The organism is Tropicimonas omnivorans, assembly GCF_031846565.1.
In the GTDB taxonomy this organism is placed as follows: Bacteria; Pseudomonadota; Alphaproteobacteria; order Rhodobacterales; family Rhodobacteraceae; genus Tropicimonas_B; species Tropicimonas_B omnivorans.
Window position 1 is genome coordinate 137,968 of sequence record NZ_JAVRHL010000001.1, and the last position, 19,549, is coordinate 157,516.

Here is a 19,549-nt window from a genome sequence, read left to right on the forward strand (position 1 = left end):
GCTACCACATCGACGCCTCGGCCCGCTTCGGCCAGGCCGCGTCGTAGGCCGCCCCGCCGACCTCCCCGTCCGAGGCGGCCGCAAGCATGTCTCCGGCGCTCGGCAGGTCCTCTGGGGCCGCCGTCTCGCCCCAGAGACCGGACCGCCGGATGGCGCGCGCGCACTGGAAGTAGACCTCGCCTATCGTCACGACGATGACCGAGCGCGGCCGCTTGCCGTCCCTCTCGAACCGCGCCGCAAGGTCCTCATCCAGCGTGACGATCGCGGTTCCGTTCACCCGGACGACATTCTCCGAGCCCGGCACCATGAAGGTGAGGGAGACGCGGCCGTCCCGCGCGATGTTCCTTAAGGAATCGATCCGGTTGTTCCCGTGCCAGTCAGGCAATGCGAGCGTTCCGGCATCCAGCGCCCGAACCACGGGGCCGTCATCGCCGCGAGGGCTCGCGTCGGTGCCTTCGGGGCCGATCGTCGCGAGGATGCAGAAGCGTGAAGCGTCGATCCAGTCGCGGTAGGGGCCGGTCAGCCGGCCGGTAACCTTCTTCGTGGCCGCCGCGACGGGGGCGCCATAAAGCGTCTCAAGGTCCTCGATCCGGGCTGCGGCATAGCTCATACGACACGTCCTCTCAGCTCCGGCACACCGCCGGCCTCCTTCATCAGCGCATCGGATGCGCCCTCGATTCGCGCCTCGAGCGCGGCCATGAAATCGGAAACCTCCTGCCCGGGCGCGATCGGCTCCAGGAACTCGACCACGCCGAGCCCCTTTCTGCGCAGAATGCCGGCACGGGGCCAGAACAGGCCCACATTCGTCGCGGCGGGCACGCAGGTCTGGTTCAGCTCGGCATAGAGCACGCCGGTTCCGATCTTGTAGGGCATCCGCGCGCCCGGTGCGACGCGGGTCCCCTCGGGATAGATGATGAGCTGGCCGGGATCGACGCGCCCGCTCTGCACCCCGTCCTTCATCTGCCGGATCGCGGCCGCGCGGCGCCCCCTGTCGACGGGAACGCAGCCGATGCGCATGGCGAACCAGCCGAGGACGGGCGCGTGCCGGAGCGAGGCCTTCATGATGAATTTCGGTCGCGGCAGAACAGAGCAGAGCACGATGATGTCGAGGAAGGACTGGTGCTTCGAGGCAATCAGAACTTCTCCCTGCGGCACCTTCCCGCGAACCTCCGTCCGGAGGCCGACCATCCAGCGCGCGGACCAGCGGACATAGCGGCAATAGGTGCGGATCCCGGCGGAGGCCCATTTGCGATCCCACGCGGCGAGCGGGAAGTAGTAAAGTCCCATCAATGCCATCGCGGCATACATCTGGATCACGAAGATCAGCGAACGGGCATATTGCATCAGGTGGCCTCCGAAAGGGCGCGGCGGGCGGCAAGGCGTGTCGCGCCATAGGCGACGGCGGCGGTGGCAGGCGGAACGAGCAGCAGGAGAGCCCATTGCGCCCCGCCGATGGAGAGCGACAGCCAGGCGGCCTCTCCGCTCCCCGCCCCGGCGGAGGGCAGCATAGCAAGAACGACGGCGGCCGCGAGGGTCCCCGCGCCGGCCCCTGCAAGGCCGCGCAGGGTGAAGCGGCGAACGAAGGCGCGGGCGATGAACGCATCCTCCGCCCCGACGAGGCGCAGCGTGGCGATCACGCGGGCATTGGCGGCGAGTGCGGCCTGCGCGGCAAGGGCCACCATGGCCGCGACGGTCAGCGAGATGAGGAGCAGGCAGCCGAAGCCCAGAAGCCGCATCCGCCCGGCCGCCGCCACGAGCGGCGCGCGCCAGGCGGCGTGATCGTCGAGCACGGCCCCCGGCGCTTCGCCCGCCAGCCGCGCCGACAGGCCGTCCGAATCGAAGCCGTCGGCCGTCGCGACGACCTCGATCAGGACGGGCACCGGGAGGCTCTCAATCGGCAGGTCGGGCCCGAACCACGGCTCCAGCAAGGCGCGCTGCTCATCGGCGCCGAGCCTGCGTGCCGAGGCGACGCCGGGTGTCGTGTCGAGGACGGCAAGAGCGGCCACCGCCTGCGCCTCGACCTGACCGGAGGGGGCCGAGATGCGCACAGTCGCCGTCCGTGCCAGCGCGTCCGACCATGTCGAGGCCACCCGCCCGGCGGAGAGCGACAGGGCAAGCGCGAAGACCGCGAGGAAGGCCATGGCGGCGGATGCGCCGAGCGTGAGGCGCGCGGTGAACCCGGTCGGCGGCACCACGCGGTCCGCCACGCCGGACGGCCTGAAAAGACGCTTGAATGGCGCTGTCACAGCTCCGCCCCCGCCGGAACCATCGTGCCGCCGCCGACGCGCAGGACGCGGGCGGAGACCTGCGCCTTGGCCTGCCGGATCAGCGTGAGGTCATGGGTGGCGACGAGGATCGTCTTTCCCATCCGGTTGAGCTCGACAAGGAGCGTGAGCAGCCGCAGGGACATCTCCCAGTCGACGTTCCCCGTCGGTTCGTCCGCGATGACGATCTCGGGATCGCTCATCACCGCCCGCGCCAGCGCCGCCCGCTGCCGCTCCCCGCCCGACAGTTCGGGAGGCAGCGCCCCCGCGCGGCGGGAGAGGCCGACCCAGCTCAAGAGGTCCTTGAGGTCCGCCCCGGAAGCCTCCCGCCCGGAGACGAGGAGCGGCAGCGCGACGTTCTCCGCGATGGGCAGATGGTCGAGGAACTGGCAATCCTGATGGACGAACCCGATCCGCCGCCGCATGCGCGCGACCTGGTCCCGCTCGATCCCGGTGACGTCCTTGCCGAAGAGGGAGAGGCGCCCGGCCGTCGGCCGGAGCTGAAGGTAGGCGAGCTTGAGCAGCGTCGTCTTGCCGGCGCCGGATGGACCGGTCAGGAAATGGAACGTCCCCGGCGCGATCCGGGCCGACACGCCGGACAGCAGCGCCTCTCCGCCGTAGCTGTAGGCCACATCGTCGAACTCAATCACGCCAAGCGCCGTCCTTGCCCCCGCGGGCCGGGGGATCGTCCCCGAGGTGCCGCATCAGGCCTCTTCTGCACGGGACTTGTCTCTCTTTCAACGGCAGCCGGAGGGCGACGGTGCCTTTCGGCACTATTCCAAGGACTTCCGCGGCGCGCCGTGTTTGAAACCTCGCGCCGCGCTGATAGGTTCGAGTTCGAAACAAAGGTGAGCGGCGAACCGCGCCGCCGGCAAGGGTGCTTGAAGATGCGGCTCATCTGCCCGAATTGCGGGGCGCAATACGTTGTGGACGACGCAGCGATCCCCGACGAGGGGCGCGACGTCCAGTGTTCGAGCTGCGGTCACAGCTGGTTCCAGCTGCATCCGTCGCGGGACAGGGGGCTGGCCGAGGAGCTGGGCGAGGCGATCCGCGAGCCGGAAACCCCGGAGCCCGCAGTGCCGGATGCCCCGCCGGACGCAGAACCTGAGCCTGACCGATACACGTCCGAATACGACGACGAGGACGATCTCCCCCCGGTTCAGCCCGAGCGCCCGCGCCGGCGGGAAATCGACCCCAAGGTCCTCGCGGTCCTGCGCGAGGAAGCCGCCCGGGAGCAAGCCGCCCGCCGCGCCGAGGCCGCCGCGCCTCTCGAGATGCAGGACGAGTTCGCAATGGACCCGCCGGAGATCGTCCGGACGCCGGAGCCTGATCCGGAGCCGGAACCGGAACCGGAGCCTGTCGCGCAGCCGGATCCCTTTTCAGAACCCGAACCGTTGCCCGATCAGCCGGCCGGAACACCGCCGGACCCGGAGCCTGCCCTGGAGCGACCGGACGACGAGGTTCGCGCCCGCCGCGTCGCCCCCAGGCGGACGCTTCTTCCCGACATCGAAGAGATCAACACCGCGCTCGATCCGGCGGACAGTGGGCGTGCCGTCGGCGAGGAAGCCGAGGAGGCCGCCCGCAGCGACCGCGCCCATCGCCGCGCGCGGTCCGCAGGCGGCCGCCGCATCGGGCTCGCCATCGCCATCGTGATATTCGGCCTCGCGCTCATGGCCTATCTCGAGGCCCCGCGCATCGCGATGACCGCCCCTGCCCTCGAAGAACCCGTCGCTGCCTACGTGGACCGGATCGACGACGCGCGGCTCTGGCTCGACGACACGCTTCGAAGCGTGGCCGGGGCCGACTGACGCGCGGAAGAAGACCTCAGGTCAGCCGGGCCACGACGTAGCGGGCAAGGTCCGTCATGCAGGCCTTGATCTCGCCCTCGGGCAGGTCCGACAGGGATGCGACCGCCTTGTCCGCCCAGCCCTCGGCTTCCCGGCGCGTCGCATCGAGGGCGCCGTGTTTCCCGAGGATACGCTGGGCCTCGTCGAGGTCGCCGTCCTGCTGCTGCCCCTTCGCGATGGTGCGGGCCCAGAATGCCCGCTCGGTCTCGTCCGCCGCCGCGATGGCGCGGATCACCGGCAGGGTCAGCTTCCGCTCCCGGAAATCGTCGCCCACGTTCTTGCCGATGGCACCGCCCTCGCCCTGCCAGTCGAGCAGATCGTCGGCCATCTGGAACGCGATGCCGAGCGCATCTCCATAGGCGTGGAGCGCATTCGAGACCGTCTCGTCCCGCCCGGCGATAACGCCGCCGACCTCGCAGGCCGCCGCGAAAAGCGCCGCGGTCTTGCCCCGGATCACCTGCAGGTAGGTCTCTTCCGTGGTGGCGATGTCCTGCGCGGCGGTGAGTTGCAGCACCTCGCCCTCGGCGATGGTCGCCGCCGCGCCCGACAGGATATCGAGCACGCGAAGGTTCCCCGGCTCCACCATGAGCTGGAAGGCACGGGCGAAGAGGTAATCCCCAACGAGCACGGACGACTTGTTGTCCCACAAGAGGTTCGCCGTCGGCCGCCCGCGGCGCTGGCCGCTCTCGTCGACGACGTCGTCATGCAGGAGCGTCGCGGTATGGATGAACTCCACCGTTGCCGCGAGGCGCAGGTGATCCTCGCCGTCGTAGCCGCAGAGCCGCGCCGAGGCGAGCGTCAGCAGGGGACGCAACCGCTTGCCGCCGGCCTCGACCAGATGAGCCGTCACCTCGGGAATGCGCGGCGCGTGACGGGAGGCCATGCGAGCACGGATCAGCTCGCCCACGCCTTCCATGTCCTTCGCCATCAGCTCGGCGAGGCGATCATGGGGCTTGCGGGAAAAATCGTCAAAACTCATGTCAATCGCGGTACCGCAGCCTCGACAGCGGCGCAAGACAGGCCAATGGTGCACGCGATGAAAGAGATACTCAGAACCACCGACCCGACGGTCATCGCCTATGCCACCGCGATTCTCGAGGGCGAGGGAATCGACGTTTTCTCCATGGACCAGCACATGAGCGTTCTGGAGGGATCGGTCGGCGTTCTCCCGCGTCGCCTCATGGTGCGCGATGGCGACGCCTTCCTCGCCCGCGCGGCACTCAGGGACAACGGGATCGACGATGGCGGCGCCCGCTGAGTCCCTGACGCGGGACGCCTTCCTCGGCGGCCGCCTGACCCTCCTGCAACCGGCGAAGGGATTCCGCGCCGGGATCGACGCGGTCCTGCTCGCCAGCGCCTGCCCGGCAAAACCGGGGCAATCGGTGCTCGACCTCGGATGCGGTGTCGGCACCGCGGCCCTCTGTCTCGCCACGCGGGTGGCGGGACTGGAGCTGACCGGGCTGGAGCGGGACGCGGCCATCGCGGATCTTGCCCGCCGCAACGCGGACGCCGCGGGCATCGCGATGGAGATCCTGACGGGGGACATCACCGCCCCGCCGCCGGCCCTCAAGGCGATGTCCTTCGACCATGTCATCGCCAATCCGCCCTATTTCGACGCCGCCCGCGCGACCGCCGCCGCCGATGCCTACCGCGACAGCGCCATGCGGGAGGACGTCCCCCTCGCGGCCTGGACGCACCTTGCCGCGAAGCGCCTGAGACCCGGCGGCTGGGCCACGTTCATTCAGCGGGCGGACCGGCTTGGGGATCTTTTAGGGGCCGCTGAGCATGCCGGCTTCGGCAGCCTGCGCGTTCAGCCCATCGCGGGCCGCGCGGGGAACCTCGCGCGCCTCATCCTGCTCATCGCGCGCAAGGGCGGCCGCGGCGCCCTCGAACTGGCCGCGCCGTTCATCCTCCACGACGGGCCCGCCCATATAAGCGACGGTGACGATTTTACATCGGCCGCCTCGGCGATCCTGAGGGACGGCGCGCAATTTATCGCCCCCGATCTTAAGGTATCGGTAATAAATTGCCGTCACGCTGAGGATACAGGACGGAATGTATCAGGCGCGTGACAAGATCCGGGAAACGTGCTGCAATCTTCGGAGCCGGATTGTCCGGCCTTATCGAGAAGGAGAGAGACCGATGTCAGTCAGTTCCCACGTTCAGGAGCTCCGGCGCAAGCATCAGGCCCTTTCGGCTGAGGTGGAGCAAGCACAGCGCGCCCCCGCCTCCGATCCGCTCGAGATCGCGCGCCTCAAGAAGCGCAAGCTGGCCCTGAAGGAAGAGATCAGCCGCCTCTCGTAGCCCCCACCAGTATCGGCGCGCGAGCCGTGGCTCGCGCGCTTTTTGCTGTCAGGCCCAGGGTCAGTCCCGGATCGTCGGCAGGACACCCGCCTCCAGTTGATCCCTCAGGTGAGCGTGCTGCTCAGGCAGCTTGAGAGCCGTTCCAAGCGTGGCCACGTCTTCATCCCTCGTGAACCCGGGCTCGTCGGTCGCGACCTCGAAGAGGACGCCGCCGGGGCTGCGGAAGTAGATCGCGCGGAAGTAATCGCGATCGATGGACGGCGTGACCTTCATTCCGATCTCGCTCATCGCATCGCGTACCTCGTCCTGCGCGGCCCGATCCGCCACGCGGAACGCGACATGGTGAACCGAGCCGGCACTTTGCCGCGCGGCAGGAAGATCCGGGCGCGCTTCGAGGTCGACAAGATAGCCGGGTCCGCCATCGCCCGCGGCCATGCGGACGATGCCGTTTTCCTCCGCCAAGGCCAAAAAGCCGAGCGCCTCCAGCACCTTCCGGGTCGGTTCCGTTTCGGTCAGGACGAGCCGAACCGAATGGAAGCCCCGGATCGCCAGATCCGCGGAGAGCTGTCCGGTCCATGGCGCGCGATCGTCCTCGGCTTCCACCAGCGCCAGCCCGTCGCCGTCGGGGCCGGTGAACGCCAGCTTGCCGGCGCCGAACGCAGTGCTGCGCACCAAAGAATGATCCGCGAGCCGCGTCTCCCATTCCCCGAGCGAGCCGGGCGGCACCGAGAAGGAGATCTCGCCTGCCTCACCCGTTCCGCGCGTGCCGGGGGCGGCATTCTGGAAGGGAAAGTGGGTCATGACCGTACCCGGCGTGCCGATCTCATCCCCGTAATAGAGGTGGTACACATCCGGCGCGTCGAAGTTCACCGTCTTCTTGACCCGGCGAAGTCCGAGCGTCTTGGTGAAAAAATCGTTGTTTCGCTGGGCATCCCCGGCCAGCGACGTCACGTGGTGCAATCCGTTCACGGGCAACATGGCAACCTCCTGCATTAAGCTGAATGAGGAGGTAGAGCCGCGACGCCCGTGCGAAAATACGCAAGGCGCCGCAGACGTCGTGCGCTGAGGCACAGATCAGACGAAGAACTGGGCTCCGTTCGCGGTGATCGTCGAACCGGTAATGAAGCCCGCGTCGTCCGAGGCGAGGAACGTGACGCAGCGCGCGATCTCCTCGGGCTCGCCGAGGCGACCGACCGGGATCTGCGGGATGATCCGCTCGTTCAACACCTTCTCGTCGATGGCTTTGACCATCTCGGTCGCGATGTAGCCCGGGCAGATCGCGTTCACCGTGATCCCGGCGCGCGCGCCCTCCTGAGCAAGCGACTTGGTGAACCCGAGATCCCCGGCCTTGGCTGCGGAATAGTTCGCCTGTCCGGCCTGCCCCTTTTGACCGTTGATCGAGCTGATGTTGACCACCCGCCCGAACTTCCGCTCGCGCATCCCCGGCCAGACGACATGCGTCATGTTGAAGACGCCGGTGAGATTGGTGTCGATCACCTCGCGCCACTGCTCCGGCGTCATTTTGTGAAACATCGCATCGCGCGTGATCCCGGCATTGTTGACCAGCACCTCGACCGGTCCGTCGAGATCAGCCTCGATCCCGGCGATCCCCGCCTTGCAGGCGTCGTAATCCGCAACGGACCACTTGTATGTCCGGATCCCCGTTTCCTCGGTGAAGGCACTCGCGGCGGATTCATTGCCCCCATAGGTTGCGGCGACGGTATATCCCTCTGCCATCAAGGCCTTGGATATGGCGGCCCCGATGCCGCGCGAGCCCCCCGTGACTACGGCAATGCGTCCCATGAAATCCTCCCAAGTATTGTGCGCCGGCGGTCCGCCGGTCCTTTCGATGACTATGCCGTCGCGCCCGACTGCCTGTCTACCTCTGCGAGATAGTGTTCCGCATCGCGCTCGCCCTGGTTCCAGGTCTCCATCAGCTTGTCGCCATCGGTGAAATCGATCTTGTCGGCCGGGGTCTCGCCGCGAGGTACGACGTAGTGCCGCCCCGGCGCGTCCGGCACATTGGGATATTCGCGCGTCAGCAACACCAGGGTGGTTCCCTCGTCCGGATCGGGCATCGGCGCCTGATCGGCCATCCCGCCATCGATCGTGGGCCTGCCGTTCCAGTCCGGAGGGATGAAGACGGGCGGAATAACCGCCGCCGCGCAGACCAGATCGGCAAGTTTTCCCTGCCGGGCCGCTTCGTTGGCATCCACCAGTTCCGAGGTCAGCCCCATCTTCTCGGCCCAGCCGAAATGGGGGGACCCTTTCACGTGGAGCTCCGCTTCGTAGGCCGCCGACATAGCCACCCCGCCGAGCGCGGGTGCGGCGTCGAGCGGCGGATGGGCGATGAGGATCTGCAGGGACGGCCCCGCGGCGACGCGAGCCTCCGCCTCGGGGTCGAGAACGTCCTTCACCACGCGGCAGTAGATCTCCTGATGGGGCGTGATGCGGCCGCTCTTCCGGTCGAACAGATCGACGTTGCGATCCTGACGGGCAAAAGCCTCGCACATCCGATCGAGGAGGTCGCTCTCCCGCCCGCCGAGAAAGACTGCGGCAGATAGCGCGCCCCCCGATACCCCGCAGACCCGGCTCGGCGCCACGCGCCGTTCCCGGCCCAGGACGGACATAAAGCCGCCCTGCCAGAAGCATCTCAGCCCCCCGCCCGAGAACACGATCTGATCCGGACGGGAGGGTAGCGTGTCTACGCTCATGGGGCGATCAGGGGCGTTCGAGACACATCGCAACGCCCATCCCGCCGCCGATGCACAGGGTTGCGAGTCCCTTTTTCGCCCCGCGCCGCTTCATTTCGAAGAGCAGAGTATTCAGCACGCGCGCCCCGGACGCGCCGATCGGATGGCCGATGGCAATGGCGCCGCCGTTCACGTTCACGATCGACGGATCCCAGCCCATTTCCTTATTGACCGCGCAGGCCTGCGCCGCAAAAGCCTCGTTCGCCTCGACAAGATCGAGATCTTCGACGGACCATCCGGCCTTGTCCAGGGCTTTGCGACTCGCATGAATGGGCCCGGCGCCCATGATCGCGGGATCGAGGCCGGCGGTGGCGTAGCTGGCGATACGCGCGAGCGGCTCGATGCCGCGCTTCTCCGCCTCGTCGGCCGCCATCAGGAGCGCGCCCGCAGCGCCGTCGTTCAGACCCGACGCGTTCGCCGCGGTGACCGAGCCATCCTTGGCAAAGGCGGGACGCAGCTTCTGCATCGCCTCGATCGTCGCGCCGTGGCGGATATATTCGTCCTTGTCGACGACGATATCGCCCTTGCGGGTCTTGATGGTGAAGGCAACGATCTCGTCCTGGAACTTGCCCTCGTTCTGCGCGGCTTCAGCCTTGTTCTGGCTGGCTACGGCGAACTCATCCTGCTGCTCCCTGCCGATCTGCCACTTCTCGGCAACGTTCTCGGCGGTCTGACCCATGTGGTAACCGTTGAAGGCATCCCAGAGACCGTCGCGGATCATCGTGTCGATATATTGCAGGTCGCCCATCTTCTGCCCCTGGCGGATCGAGGCGGCGTGGGGCGCGAGGGACATGTTCTCCTGACCACCGGCGGCAACGATCGCCGCGTCGCCGAGCTGGATATGCTGCGCTGCCAACGCGACCGCACGAAGACCGGACCCGCACACCTGGTTGATGCCCCAGGCGGAACTTTCCTGCGGAAGGCCGGCATTGATATGCGCCTGCCGGGCAGGGTTCTGCCCCTGCGCCGCGGTGAGGACCTGACCAAGGATCGTCTCGCTCACCTCGGACTTGTCGATGCCGGCGCGGGCAACCAGTTCCTGAAGAACGGCAGCGCCGAGATCGTGCGCCGGCGTGTTCGCGAACGATCCCAGAAAGCTGCCGACCGGGGTGCGCGCGGCGGACGCGATGACGACGTTGGTCATGGGGGTCTCCTCTCAAGTCTGCAGCCGACGGGGACGTCTGCCTCCCGGCGGCCTGTCGAGACCATGCGTAGGCGCTGGCGCGACGTCACGCAACTGCAGGCTTGGCGCGCAGACCCTCCGAACGCTCAGCCGGCGAGCGTTGCCATGGCGGGAACCCCGGGCTGCGGCGGCCACGTCGTCGGCATGCCGAAGTAGTAGCCCTGCATGCAGTCGACACCGATTTCCTGAAGGACCTTTGCATCGACTTCGGTTTCCACTGCCTCGGCCACGGTGAACATCTCGAAGTGGTGGGCAATGCCGACCAGCGCCTGAGCGAGAACGCGATTGTCGGGATTCGTGCTGATCCCGCCGATGAACTCTCCCGCGATCTTGATGATGTCGAAGTCGAAATCCCGCAGGTACCGGAAAGAAGTGTACCCCGCCCCGAAGTCATCGAGCGCAAAGCAGACGCCCTTTTGCTGAAGGTCCTGCATGAAGATCGTAGTGATGTCGGGCATCAGCATCGCGGACGATTCCGTGATTTCGATGATGAGCCTCTCTGCAACCGTGGGATCGAGCGCGAGACCTCGTTCGAGCTCCCGGATCCAGGGGCGGTACCCGATCGAACGCGCCGACATGTTGATCGCAAGGCGGAGGGACGGCGTCTCGTTCAGCGCCCGGAGACCGAGGCGAAGGGCCTCCGTATCGAGCTGTCTGCCGATCCTGTTCGTTTCGCATGCACCGATGAAATCCCGCGCGGGAATGATGCGTCCGGTCTCGTCCATGACGCGAATCAGGCCTTCATGGAAAGCGATCTGACCCGTTCGTTTCGCATTCACGATGGGCTGGAAGGCCAGCAGCGCGTCGCCCCGCGCAAGAGCCGTCTCCACCATGCGAAGGACGCCCAGGTCCCTCTGCGCGATCGCCGCTGCAAGCGGGCTCGAATCGTGCGCCGCCACATACGTTTCCGCACCGTTTCCCATGACCGTCCCCATTCTCCGCCTCTGCACCCGAACCGTTCTGGGGCCGAAATCTGAACGGTGGGTAAAGGTCGGCATTTTACCGATCCCGGGCGCCTCGCGGCGATCCGGCGGGCAGCCGGTAAGACAATTTTAGGAGCTCATGCTGCATGAGGGGCCCAGCCGGAGAAACCGGAATGGTCCGGCCTCAAAAAGAGGATGAACATGCAAGCGACGTCTATTCTGATCACCGGAGGCGCCGGCTTCATCGGCTCCCGGTTGGCCGAGCAGCTGGCGGCGGATGCCTGCGTTACGGTCCTCGATAATTTCCTGCCCCAGGTTCACGCAGACGGCGGCGCACTGGTCCGCGAGCGGCTTATGGATGCCGGCGTCAGTATCATCGAGGGCGACATCGCGGATCCGGCCGCCGTCTCGAGGGCAATGCAGGTCAGCTCGCCGGACCTCGTGTATCACCTTGCCGCCGAGACGGGCACGGGCCAGAGCCACGACGAGCCCACGCGCTACGTCACCGTCAATGTCACAGGCACTGCCCACCTGCTCGAAGCGATCCGGGCTGAGGGGAGCGTCGCCCGGGTGGTGCTCGCGGGAACCCGCGCTGTCTATGGCGAGGGGGCCGCGTGCGATTCGGACGGGCGCCCTGCAATCGCCGAAACACGGGACCCGGCGCGCCTCGCGCGCGGGCAGTTCGATCTCCAAGACGCCGCCGGTCGCACGCTGACCCCTCTGGCGACGGATGCCGCCACGGCCCCGCGGCCCACCTCGATCTATGCGTCCTCGAAGCTCATGCAGGAATATCTTCTGCGGCAGGGTCTCTGGGGGTCCGGGACCGATGTTTCCGTCCTCAGGCTCCAGAATGTCTACGGGGCGGGGCAATCGTTGCACAATCCCTACACGGGCGTCCTCTCGATCTTCTGCCGCCTGATCTGTGATGGCCAGGGAATCGAGATCTACGAAGACGGAACGATCACGCGTGACTTCGTCCACGTGGACGATGTCGTGCAGGCTTTCATCGCCGCCGGACGCGCAGAGACGGTGCCGGAGCGGCCGGTCGACATCGGCTCCGGCGAGGGGACGACGATCCTCGACGCGGCCCGCTCCCTGCTCGGTCTCTGGGAGGCAGAGGGCCGCCCTCTATGGATCAGCGGCGCTTATAGGCCAGGAGATGTCCGCCACGCGGTCGCAGATATCAGCGCTGCGCAGGCCGCGCTGGGCTGGACGCCGCAGGTCACGCTGGATGAAGGCCTCGCGGAACTTGTCGACTGGTCCCGCATCACCCTGGCGGAGGTTGCCTGATGCAGATCGTTGCATTCGGCCACAGCCATCTTTCCGCACTGTCACGTGCCTGGAAAGAGGCGCCGATCGACGGCGTGGACGTGAGCTTTCACCGCCTGAACGGCAGCGCCTTTCAGCCGAATTTCGAGGATGACCGCCAGGATCGCCGCCTCTCGGGGGCGGCGGCCGACAAGATCGCGAAAATCATAGGAACGGCCGAGCCCGACCTGTGCATCTGCGCGGCAATGGGCAACGAATACAACGCCCTGGCAATGCTGGAGCACCCCCGCCCCTTCGACGTGGACTGGCCGGAAAGCGGACTGCCGGCGCGCGAGGACGCCGAGCTGATCCCGGTCGATCTGATGCGGGCCACGATCAAGCGCCGCGCCGAGCGAGGCGCCCTTCTGTTCTGGGACGCGATCGCGGCCGCCGCGCCGGGGCGCGCCGTTCTCGTCGCCCCGCCGCCGCCTGTCGCGGACGAAGCTCATATTCGCGCCAATCGCGGGGCCTTCGGAGAGCGGATCGACAGGTACGGCATCGCTCCCGCGGCGACCAGGCTCAAGATATGGGCGCTCTACAGCGACATCCTCGCCGACGCCGCAGAGCGAAAGGGGGGCCTGATCGTGCATCCTCCGGCCGAATGCCTCGACGACGGCTACCTCGGCGCCGGATATCGCGCGGACGATCCGACCCACGCGAACCCCGCCTACGGACTGAAGCTCCTCACCGACATACTCGATCGCACCGCTCGCGACCGGAGGGCCGCCTGATGCGCAACCACCCCTATTCCGATCTCCCGGGCCACTGTTTCTGGTCCCGTACGCATCGTGCCGCGGACCTTCCCGATCCCGAGGTCACGCCGGGCCTGGACATCAGCCCGGAGGACAGGATCGCAACGGCGGGAAGCTGCTTTGCCCAGCATATCGCCCAGCGCCTTCAGCGGTCGGGGTATGACTACCTCGTCACCGAAGAGGCGCATCCCGTGATCGATCCTCCGGTCGCCAAGGCCTTCAACTACGGCACCTTTTCCGCGCGGTTCGGCAATATCTACACGGCCCGCCAGCTCCATCAGCTCGCCTTGCGCGCCTATGGCCTGTTCACGCCGAAGGAAGATGTCTGGGAACAACCGGACGGCACCCTGGTCGATCCGTTCCGCCCGGCGATCCAGCCCGGCGGCTTCTCCTGCCGCGCGGCATTCCTGAAGGATCGGGAGCGCCATTTCGCGGCCGTGCGCCGGATGATCGAAGACGCCAGCGTCTTCGTGTTCACCTTCGGCTTGACCGAAGGCTGGATGTCCAAAGAAGACGGGGCGGTCTTCGGCCTCGCACCGGGCGTTGCCGGCGGTAAATTCGATCCGGCGCGGCATGCCTTCGCCAACTTCACCGCCTCCGAGACGGCCGCCGATTTCGCAGCCTTCGCCGCCTTTGCACGGGAACGGAACCCAGACCTGCGCTTCGTCGTGACCGTGTCCCCCGTGCCCCTCGCGGCCACGGCGCGAAAGGACGCGGGCGTCCTCGTCGCCAACACCTATTCCAAGGCCGCCCTGAGGGTCGCGGCCGAGGAGGTCAGCCGGACGGTGGAGCGCTGCTGGTATTTCCCGTCCTACGAGATCATCACGTCCGCCGCCTCGAAGGGCGCCCACTTCGCCCGTGACCTGCGCAGCGTCGAGCCTGCGGGGGTCGACCGGGTGATGCGCCTCTTCCTGCGGACCTGCACGCGCTCTGGCGGACCGGCCACCGATGTGGATGCCGCCGCACGCCGCGCCGCCAAGGCCGCGAGCAAAGCCGCCGGCGTATCTTCGGATGAAGATGCCTTCACCGCAGAGGTTGGCCGGACGCTCGACGTAATCTGCGAAGAAACCCTGATCGAGGAAGCCGCCCGATGACCATCCAGACCAACGTCGCGCCCGAGAGCGCCACCGTCGACACCGCCGTTGACCTCTGGGGCGGCCACCCGCCGGGCCCCGTGGTCGGCCTCTATTCTTTCCCGAAAAGCGGGAACACCTGGCTGCGCGCCATCGTCGCTGCGATCACGGGAATGCCGACGGGTCCCCACATTCTTCAACGCTACGTGACAGACACGCATTACGGACCGGTCATCGCCTCTCCCTGGGAGTTCGAGGGCAAGCACTGGTACTTCTACAAATCCCACCGCAAGGCCGTTCTTCATCAGCACCGGGGCCAGAAATTCGCGACCGACAAGGTAATCCACATCCACCGTCACCCGCTCGACGTGCTGATGTCCTACCTCAACTTCGTGTCCGAGAACGTCTCCCCGAATGCCGGCAAGTCCCTTCCGGTCCGGTTCGCGAAAGTCGAGGACCTGACGGCGGAGGAGATGGAGGCGCTGTTCTCGATCTTTCTCGAACACGGCACGCTCTTTCCGCAGAACAGGGTCTTCGGCTCGGTGTTCAGCCACGCCAAGGCCTTCCGGGACGCGCGAGCGCGCGGGGAAGACGTGTTGATCCTGTCCTACGAGGGGCTCGCGCAGAATTTCTCGGACGAGGTCACCCGGATCGCGACCTTCCTCGGCATCGAGACCTGCGACCCCGAACGCGTGTTCAGCGGCGCAGATTCCCGCACGAAACAGAACGGCAAGTTCTTCTGGAAGCGGCGCACCGGGACATATGCCGAGTTTCTGACCGAGGATCAGATCGGCCGGTTCAAAGCCCGCTGGGGCGCCGAAATGGCCGAGCTCGGCTATGACTGAGGCATCCGGACTGGCCGTCATCTACGCCTTGCCGCCGGGCAGCGAGGATGCGGCCCACGTCGCCCTCGCCCTCGGACGCCTGTCCGGCCGTGCGGAGCGGCTGCTGATCGTCGTGCGATCGCAAGCGGTTCTGCCCGAGATCGATGGCGGGGCGGCCATCGATCTCATCGCATCGGACGCCATGCCGCCGGTGCCCGAAGCGGGCTACAAGGCGGGCCTGCTTCAACTCTGGAGCGAAGGTTGGCCCGGGCAGGTCCTGCTGACGGGGGCTCACGTCATGGGGCCCATTGCGGGCCAGCCCGTCCCGGCGCCGTGGCCCGGCGGGCTCGCCGCGCCCTACTGGCATGACAGCGATGCCGATCCGCGGCTTCTGGGGCGCGGCTTGCCGGACCGGGTGCCGTATCTCGATCATACCGTCCTCTCGGCGGAGCTGATGGGGCAGCAGTGGTTCCAGACGTTCTGGAATACTCTCGAGCCCACCGGCCAGCATTGGGATGACTTCCTCGCCTGCGCCGCGGAGCTGTCCCGTGACCTGGAACGGAACGGAGCGCCGGTGGCGTTTCCCGACGGATCGGAGATCCTCCGCAGCGCCGACCCGCGCCTGCTGGAATGCCATTGTCTGATCGAGGCCGGGGCGCCCTGCCTGCCGGTCGCGACCCTGACCCTCGATCCGCTTCTGGCCGACCTGAATGCGATGAACCTTTCATCGAGCCTCGAGACGCTCCGAGAGGTGGACCCGGAGCTCCATTCCGCGACCATGGCGTTCGCAGCCCGCACCGTCCGTGCGCGCGATTTCGCGGCCGTGGCGGATCGCGTGTGGATCCTGCCCCGCGAGGCGCAGCATGAAGCGGACGACGTGGAGATCGGGGTCTTCATCCACGCCTACTACGCGACGATGATGCCGGAATTCTGGGAGCTGATCTCGAAGCTCGACGTGCCCTTCCGTCTCTACCTGACCACCGCGACAGACGAGAACCGGGACGGGATCGAGGCTTTCCTCGCCGCCCGCGGATTGCAGCCGGATCGGTTCGAGGTTCGCGTGGTGGAGCAGAACCGGGGGCGGGACATGTCCTCCCTCTTCATCACCTGGCGGGACGTGGCTCTCTCCGGACGGCACGAGATCGCCCTGCGCCTCCATTCCAAGCGCACGCCGCAAGTCCCGTCGCAGGTCGGCGAGAGCTTCAAGGCGCATCTGTTCGGAAACCTCGTGGCGTCCCCCGGCTATGTGCGCAACGTGATCCGGCGCATGAAGGCGGAGCCCGAAGTCGGCGTTGTGACGCCGCCCGTGATCCACTCGGGCTTCGGCACGCTGGGACATTCCTGGTTCAACAACCGCCGCCCTCTGATCAGCTGGCTGACACGGATGGGGATCGACGTGCCGCTCGATGCGGACACGCCCGTCGCGCCCTACGGTACGATGTACTGGTTTCGGCCCGACGCATTGCGTCCGATCTTCGAATGGCCGTGGGACTGGTCGGACTACAACCCCGAACCGCATCACATCGATGGCGGGCTGGCGCATGTGCAGGAGCGGATGATCTCCTATGTCGCGCAATCGCGCGGCTACGGAACGGTGTCCGTCATGACACCGGAAGCCGCCGCACGCAGTTACGCGAAGCTGGAATACAAGCTCCAACGCCTCGCCGCCCTGCTTCCTGCACCGGACATCCTCGGCCAGGTTCACGAGCTGGAACGCCGCCGCTCCACGATCCGCTGGCGGTGTTACAGGCGCGCGGAACAGGCTTACGGCACGATCCTGCGCCGCTGGCCTGGTGCGAAGCGTCCGCTGCGTCCCGTCAAATCCCTCGTCGTGGCAGCGCTCGGCATGCGCGGCGCGACGGGATGACATACGGGGGCGGGCGTCGGCCAAGGCAGCGCCCGCCCCGAAATGTCCCCTGGATCACAGGAGGAAGTCTCCATCGCCCAGCGTATGGAGGCCCAGCAGCTTCAACTCGAACTCGGCGAGTCCATCCCCATCCATGTCAGCGAGGACGTGGGTATCGCCGTCGATGTAGTCATACCGCAATTCGGCGGCGGTACCGGAAAAGGCCGAACGCCCGATGAGGTCGAACGCCTGATTTCCGGCAACGCCCGTATCTGCGTCGAAGCGGCTGATCTCAATCCTGTCGATGCCTGACACGAAATCCGTGATCGTGTCGCTCTGCCCCGGCCGGCTGTCGGTGGCGGCGAAAAAGATGAAACGGTCGCGCTGGCCCGCATCCCCGCCACCGGTGAGGATATCCGCACCGGAGTTGCCGAAGAGAGCATCAACCCCCTGCCCGCCATCGAGCACATCGTCGCCGCCCCGTCCGTAGAGCCGGTCGGAGCGCTTGCCGCCGCGGAAGACATCGTCACCGTTCCCGCCGCGGAGCTGGTCGCTCCAGTCGCCGGCCTCCCAGATCTCGATACTCTGGAACGTGTCGCCAACCGCGTCGCCGGTCGCGAAGGCATCGTTCTGCAGGTCGACAATCACCCGGGTCGTCGCGCTTTCATATGTGGCGGTGTCCGTGCCATCGCCACCGATCAGGATATCCGCGCCGGCCCCGCCATCGAGAATGTCGTCCCCACCCGCGCCGACGAGCCGATCGTCGCCGGGGGTTCCCGTGAGGATGCGGGGCGGATCCGCCCAGATGACGGGCATGTGCGTGGCGCCGAGAACGCGATCGTCGGGAAAGTCGCTCGGCTGCAGTGGGCCACCATCGGCGCTGATCAGGACCAGCTCTTCGCCGCCGAAGAGAAGGCGCGCACCGGTCGCGGTCGGAATGATGTCGAGTTGTCCGGCGCTGCGCAGAAGTCCGAGAGCGGACAGATCGAGGCTGTCCTCATCAGGATCGAAGTCGAGGATGCGATCGATCTCTCCGTCCTTGGACAGCACGAAGATATCCGCGCCGGTCCCGCCCCTGAGCGTATCGAGGCCTGCGCCGTCCATCAGGATGTCGTCGCCGGCGCCGCCCGTGAGCTCGTCCGCCCCGTCGCCTCCGGTGATCAGGTCCGCACCAGCGCCGCCCGTCAGCGCCTCGCCGCCATGCCCAGCGACAAGCGGCGCATTGGGGGAGCCGAGGGGGATGCGCAGCTCCGCGATCCCCGGCTCCGAGCCGGCGGCGAAGAGGCGCAGGACGCCGCCGTCGAGCGTTCCGGCCAGCGAGCCGATATCGGCCAATGCCGTGCCTGCCTCGTCCACGACCGTCGCGCGCAAGAGAAGGCGACCGCCCGGCAGGAGGGAGAACACGCTTAGCCCGTCATCCCCGCCCCCCGCGACCACGAAGATCTGACCGTTCGCCGTGATCACGTCGAGGGACTGGACGCCGGCGAACCGCGTACCGAGGTCGTCGATGACGTGATCGACCGGAACCATGCCTCCGGGATCGAGCCGGATGACGCTCAGGGAAGACGAATTGGCCGCGGCGACGAGGGCGAAGCTCTGGCCGCCGATCTCGACGATCTCCAAGGCGGTCGGCCCCGAAATGCCGAGGCCGTCCGCCGCGCCGATGCTGCCGATCAGACTCGTTCGGGCGAAGTCGCCGATGCTCCAGAGGTTCAGTGCATTGCTCTCCGAGGAGAGCGACAAGATCATGTCCGCGCCGCCGATCGTGACCACTTCGACCGCGTCAACGCTCGCCCCCTGGATCTCTCCGTCCGGGGGCTGCTGACGCCCCTGCCAGGTCCCGTCCGGCCTCTGCCGATAGGTGAAGATCCCGTCCGATCCGGAATGGCCGGCGAAAAGATAATGGTCCCCGTCCACCTGGGTCGTGGCAACGGACGTCAGCGCGCCGTTGAGCGGCAGCGGATCGAGGTTCGTCAGCTGTCCGGCTTGGGTAACACCATAGACAGGTGCGTCGTCCAGCCAGTTTCCCGTCCCCATCGCGATCCGCTCACCACCGATATCGAGGACGGCGAGCCCCGTGGGGCGCCCGCCCTCCACCTGCGACAGGGTATGCGTGCGCTGCCAGGACAGGGTCGTCTCCCCCCCGAGAGACCAACCCGAGATGGTGCCGTTGATCCCGTCCACGGCGTAAAGCGTGCCATCCGAGAGCGTCAGCCCCGTGACCCGATCGGTCAACGACCCCGACGCGGGCATCAGCGTCGCGTGATAGGTAATCTGCATCGGGCTTGCCTCCAAGATCCGCCGACCCTGTAGAGCACGTGTGGCGCGGATCGGATCGGGATCGGGGCATCGGCGTGACACACCGCTCCGATTCGCTGAAACTCGAATCGACCGGTCGAACGAACCTTTGCCAATCGTTCATTCCTGTCTGTGCACCGTCGTCACCGGGTGAGAACTGACGAGGGAGCCACA

20 protein-coding genes are annotated in these 19,549 nt (G+C 67.1%); 9 read left to right on the forward strand and 11 right to left on the reverse strand.

The window, feature by feature from the left end:
• Position 1: 1 nt before the first annotated feature.
• The 4 genes from RM543_RS00685 to RM543_RS00700 are packed head-to-tail and all read right to left on the reverse strand — an operon-like array spanning position 2 to position 2,914.
• Entirely contained in the window at positions 2-610 is a 609-nt protein-coding gene (locus RM543_RS00685; protein ID WP_311688661.1) for a pyridoxamine 5'-phosphate oxidase family protein, read from the reverse strand.
• The gene (locus tag RM543_RS00690; protein ID WP_311688663.1) at positions 607-1,344 is read right to left on the reverse strand and encodes a lysophospholipid acyltransferase family protein; all 738 of its coding nucleotides are present in this window, start codon (positions 1,342-1,344) and stop codon (positions 607-609) included. Before RM543_RS00690 ends, RM543_RS00685 begins: the two co-directional genes overlap by 4 nt.
• Complete coding sequence (locus tag RM543_RS00695; RefSeq protein WP_311688665.1) at positions 1,344-2,246, reverse strand: cell division protein FtsX; 903 nt, start codon at positions 2,244-2,246, stop codon at positions 1,344-1,346. Before RM543_RS00695 ends, RM543_RS00690 begins: the two co-directional genes overlap by 1 nt.
• Positions 2,243-2,914: a cell division ATP-binding protein FtsE gene (locus RM543_RS00700; protein WP_311688667.1), complete on the reverse strand. Its 672-nt coding sequence runs from the start codon at positions 2,912-2,914 to the stop codon at positions 2,243-2,245. Before RM543_RS00700 ends, RM543_RS00695 begins: the two co-directional genes overlap by 4 nt.
• A 237-nt stretch (positions 2,915-3,151) precedes the next feature.
• On the opposite strand from RM543_RS00700, the gene RM543_RS00705 reads away from it, so the two are divergent.
• Positions 3,152-4,072 carry a zinc-ribbon domain-containing protein gene (locus RM543_RS00705; protein WP_311688669.1) on the forward strand — a complete coding sequence of 307 codons (921 nt, stop codon included), beginning with the start codon at positions 3,152-3,154 and terminating at the stop codon, positions 4,070-4,072.
• A 16-nt stretch (positions 4,073-4,088) separates the two neighbouring features.
• On the opposite strand, the gene RM543_RS00710 is transcribed toward RM543_RS00705, so the two are convergent.
• Positions 4,089-5,090: a polyprenyl synthetase family protein gene (locus RM543_RS00710; protein WP_311688671.1), complete on the reverse strand. Its 1,002-nt coding sequence runs from the start codon at positions 5,088-5,090 to the stop codon at positions 4,089-4,091.
• 57 nt (positions 5,091-5,147) lie between these two features.
• On the opposite strand from RM543_RS00710, the gene RM543_RS00715 reads away from it, so the two are divergent.
• The 3 genes from RM543_RS00715 to RM543_RS00725 all read left to right on the forward strand — a co-directional run bounded on the left by RM543_RS00715 (position 5,148) and on the right by RM543_RS00725 (position 6,415).
• Entirely contained in the window at positions 5,148-5,369 is a 222-nt protein-coding gene (locus RM543_RS00715) for a putative signal transducing protein (RefSeq protein WP_116085607.1), read from the forward strand.
• Positions 5,353-6,183: a tRNA1(Val) (adenine(37)-N6)-methyltransferase gene (locus RM543_RS00720; RefSeq protein WP_311688674.1), complete on the forward strand. Its 831-nt coding sequence runs from the start codon at positions 5,353-5,355 to the stop codon at positions 6,181-6,183. Before RM543_RS00715 ends, RM543_RS00720 begins: the two co-directional genes overlap by 17 nt.
• 70 nt (positions 6,184-6,253) lie before the next feature.
• On the forward strand, positions 6,254-6,415 hold the full coding sequence (locus RM543_RS00725) for a YdcH family protein (protein WP_311688675.1): 162 nt from the start codon (positions 6,254-6,256) through the stop codon (positions 6,413-6,415).
• A gap of 60 nt (positions 6,416-6,475) precedes the next feature.
• Here the strand turns inward: RM543_RS00725 and RM543_RS00730 are convergent, their stop codons facing one another.
• The 5 genes from RM543_RS00730 to RM543_RS00750 all read right to left on the reverse strand — a co-directional run bounded on the left by RM543_RS00730 (position 6,476) and on the right by RM543_RS00750 (position 11,274).
• The gene (locus tag RM543_RS00730) at positions 6,476-7,393 is read right to left on the reverse strand and encodes a ring-cleaving dioxygenase (RefSeq protein WP_311688677.1); all 918 of its coding nucleotides are present in this window, start codon (positions 7,391-7,393) and stop codon (positions 6,476-6,478) included.
• Between the two features lie 96 nt (positions 7,394-7,489).
• The gene (phbB, locus tag RM543_RS00735) at positions 7,490-8,218 is read right to left on the reverse strand and encodes an acetoacetyl-CoA reductase (RefSeq protein ID WP_311688679.1); all 729 of its coding nucleotides are present in this window, start codon (positions 8,216-8,218) and stop codon (positions 7,490-7,492) included.
• A 50-nt stretch (positions 8,219-8,268) separates the two neighbouring features.
• A complete protein-coding gene (locus RM543_RS00740; protein WP_311688680.1) occupies positions 8,269-9,129 on the reverse strand; it encodes a patatin-like phospholipase family protein in 861 nt (286 codons plus the stop codon).
• A 7-nt stretch (positions 9,130-9,136) separates the two neighbouring features.
• A complete protein-coding gene (locus tag RM543_RS00745) occupies positions 9,137-10,312 on the reverse strand; it encodes an acetyl-CoA C-acetyltransferase (protein WP_311688682.1) in 1,176 nt (391 codons plus the stop codon).
• Positions 10,313-10,437: 125 nt separating this feature from the next.
• Complete coding sequence (locus tag RM543_RS00750; protein WP_311688684.1) at positions 10,438-11,274, reverse strand: EAL domain-containing protein; 837 nt, start codon at positions 11,272-11,274, stop codon at positions 10,438-10,440.
• 201 nt (positions 11,275-11,475) lie between these two features.
• Between RM543_RS00750 and RM543_RS00755 the strand changes: the two genes are divergently transcribed.
• From RM543_RS00755 to RM543_RS00775, 5 genes are read left to right on the forward strand one after another with little or no spacing between them, the layout of a single operon-like run.
• A complete protein-coding gene (locus RM543_RS00755) occupies positions 11,476-12,564 on the forward strand; it encodes an NAD-dependent epimerase/dehydratase family protein (protein WP_311688686.1) in 1,089 nt (362 codons plus the stop codon).
• Complete coding sequence (locus RM543_RS00760) at positions 12,564-13,313, forward strand: hypothetical protein (protein ID WP_311688688.1); 750 nt, start codon at positions 12,564-12,566, stop codon at positions 13,311-13,313. Before RM543_RS00755 ends, RM543_RS00760 begins: the two co-directional genes overlap by 1 nt.
• Positions 13,313-14,428, forward strand: a complete 1,116-nt coding sequence (locus tag RM543_RS00765) for a GSCFA domain-containing protein (RefSeq protein ID WP_311688690.1) — start codon at positions 13,313-13,315, stop codon at positions 14,426-14,428. Before RM543_RS00760 ends, RM543_RS00765 begins: the two co-directional genes overlap by 1 nt.
• The gene (locus RM543_RS00770; RefSeq protein ID WP_311688692.1) at positions 14,425-15,252 is read left to right on the forward strand and encodes a sulfotransferase domain-containing protein; all 828 of its coding nucleotides are present in this window, start codon (positions 14,425-14,427) and stop codon (positions 15,250-15,252) included. The genes RM543_RS00765 and RM543_RS00770 overlap by 4 nt, the downstream gene beginning before the upstream one ends.
• Positions 15,245-17,098, forward strand: coding sequence for a rhamnan synthesis F family protein (locus tag RM543_RS00775; RefSeq protein ID WP_311688694.1), 1,854 nt, complete (start codon positions 15,245-15,247; stop codon positions 17,096-17,098). Before RM543_RS00770 ends, RM543_RS00775 begins: the two co-directional genes overlap by 8 nt.
• Before the next feature lie 54 nt (positions 17,099-17,152).
• Here RM543_RS00775 and RM543_RS00780 read toward each other — a convergent pair whose 3' ends face one another.
• A complete protein-coding gene (locus tag RM543_RS00780) occupies positions 17,153-19,357 on the reverse strand; it encodes a calcium-binding protein (RefSeq protein ID WP_311688696.1) in 2,205 nt (734 codons plus the stop codon).
• Positions 19,358-19,549 lie beyond the last annotated feature (192 nt).

Coding starts and splice junctions, on each gene's coding strand:
- RM543_RS00705 (WP_311688669.1), top strand. CDS start 3,152: ATGCGGCTCATCTGCCCGAATTGCGGGGCGCAATACGTTGTGGACGAC.
- RM543_RS00770 (WP_311688692.1), top strand. CDS start 14,425: ATGACCATCCAGACCAACGTCGCGCCCGAGAGCGCCACCGTCGACACC.
- RM543_RS00780 (WP_311688696.1), bottom strand. CDS start 19,357: ATGCAGATTACCTATCACGCGACGCTGATGCCCGCGTCGGGGTCGTTG.
- RM543_RS00745 (WP_311688682.1), bottom strand. CDS start 10,312: ATGACCAACGTCGTCATCGCGTCCGCCGCGCGCACCCCGGTCGGCAGC.
- RM543_RS00715 (WP_116085607.1), top strand. CDS start 5,148: ATGAAAGAGATACTCAGAACCACCGACCCGACGGTCATCGCCTATGCC.
- RM543_RS00710 (WP_311688671.1), bottom strand. CDS start 5,090: ATGAGTTTTGACGATTTTTCCCGCAAGCCCCATGATCGCCTCGCCGAG.
- RM543_RS00755 (WP_311688686.1), top strand. CDS start 11,476: ATGCAAGCGACGTCTATTCTGATCACCGGAGGCGCCGGCTTCATCGGC.
- RM543_RS00720 (WP_311688674.1), top strand. CDS start 5,353: ATGGCGGCGCCCGCTGAGTCCCTGACGCGGGACGCCTTCCTCGGCGGC.
- RM543_RS00690 (WP_311688663.1), bottom strand. CDS start 1,344: ATGCAATATGCCCGTTCGCTGATCTTCGTGATCCAGATGTATGCCGCG.
- RM543_RS00750 (WP_311688684.1), bottom strand. CDS start 11,274: ATGGGAAACGGTGCGGAAACGTATGTGGCGGCGCACGATTCGAGCCCG.
- RM543_RS00765 (WP_311688690.1), top strand. CDS start 13,313: ATGCGCAACCACCCCTATTCCGATCTCCCGGGCCACTGTTTCTGGTCC.
- RM543_RS00725 (WP_311688675.1), top strand. CDS start 6,254: ATGTCAGTCAGTTCCCACGTTCAGGAGCTCCGGCGCAAGCATCAGGCC.
- RM543_RS00775 (WP_311688694.1), top strand. CDS start 15,245: ATGACTGAGGCATCCGGACTGGCCGTCATCTACGCCTTGCCGCCGGGC.
- RM543_RS00730 (WP_311688677.1), bottom strand. CDS start 7,393: ATGTTGCCCGTGAACGGATTGCACCACGTGACGTCGCTGGCCGGGGAT.
- RM543_RS00760 (WP_311688688.1), top strand. CDS start 12,564: ATGCAGATCGTTGCATTCGGCCACAGCCATCTTTCCGCACTGTCACGT.
- RM543_RS00685 (WP_311688661.1), bottom strand. CDS start 610: ATGAGCTATGCCGCAGCCCGGATCGAGGACCTTGAGACGCTTTATGGC.
- phbB (WP_311688679.1), bottom strand. CDS start 8,218: ATGGGACGCATTGCCGTAGTCACGGGGGGCTCGCGCGGCATCGGGGCC.
- RM543_RS00740 (WP_311688680.1), bottom strand. CDS start 9,129: ATGAGCGTAGACACGCTACCCTCCCGTCCGGATCAGATCGTGTTCTCG.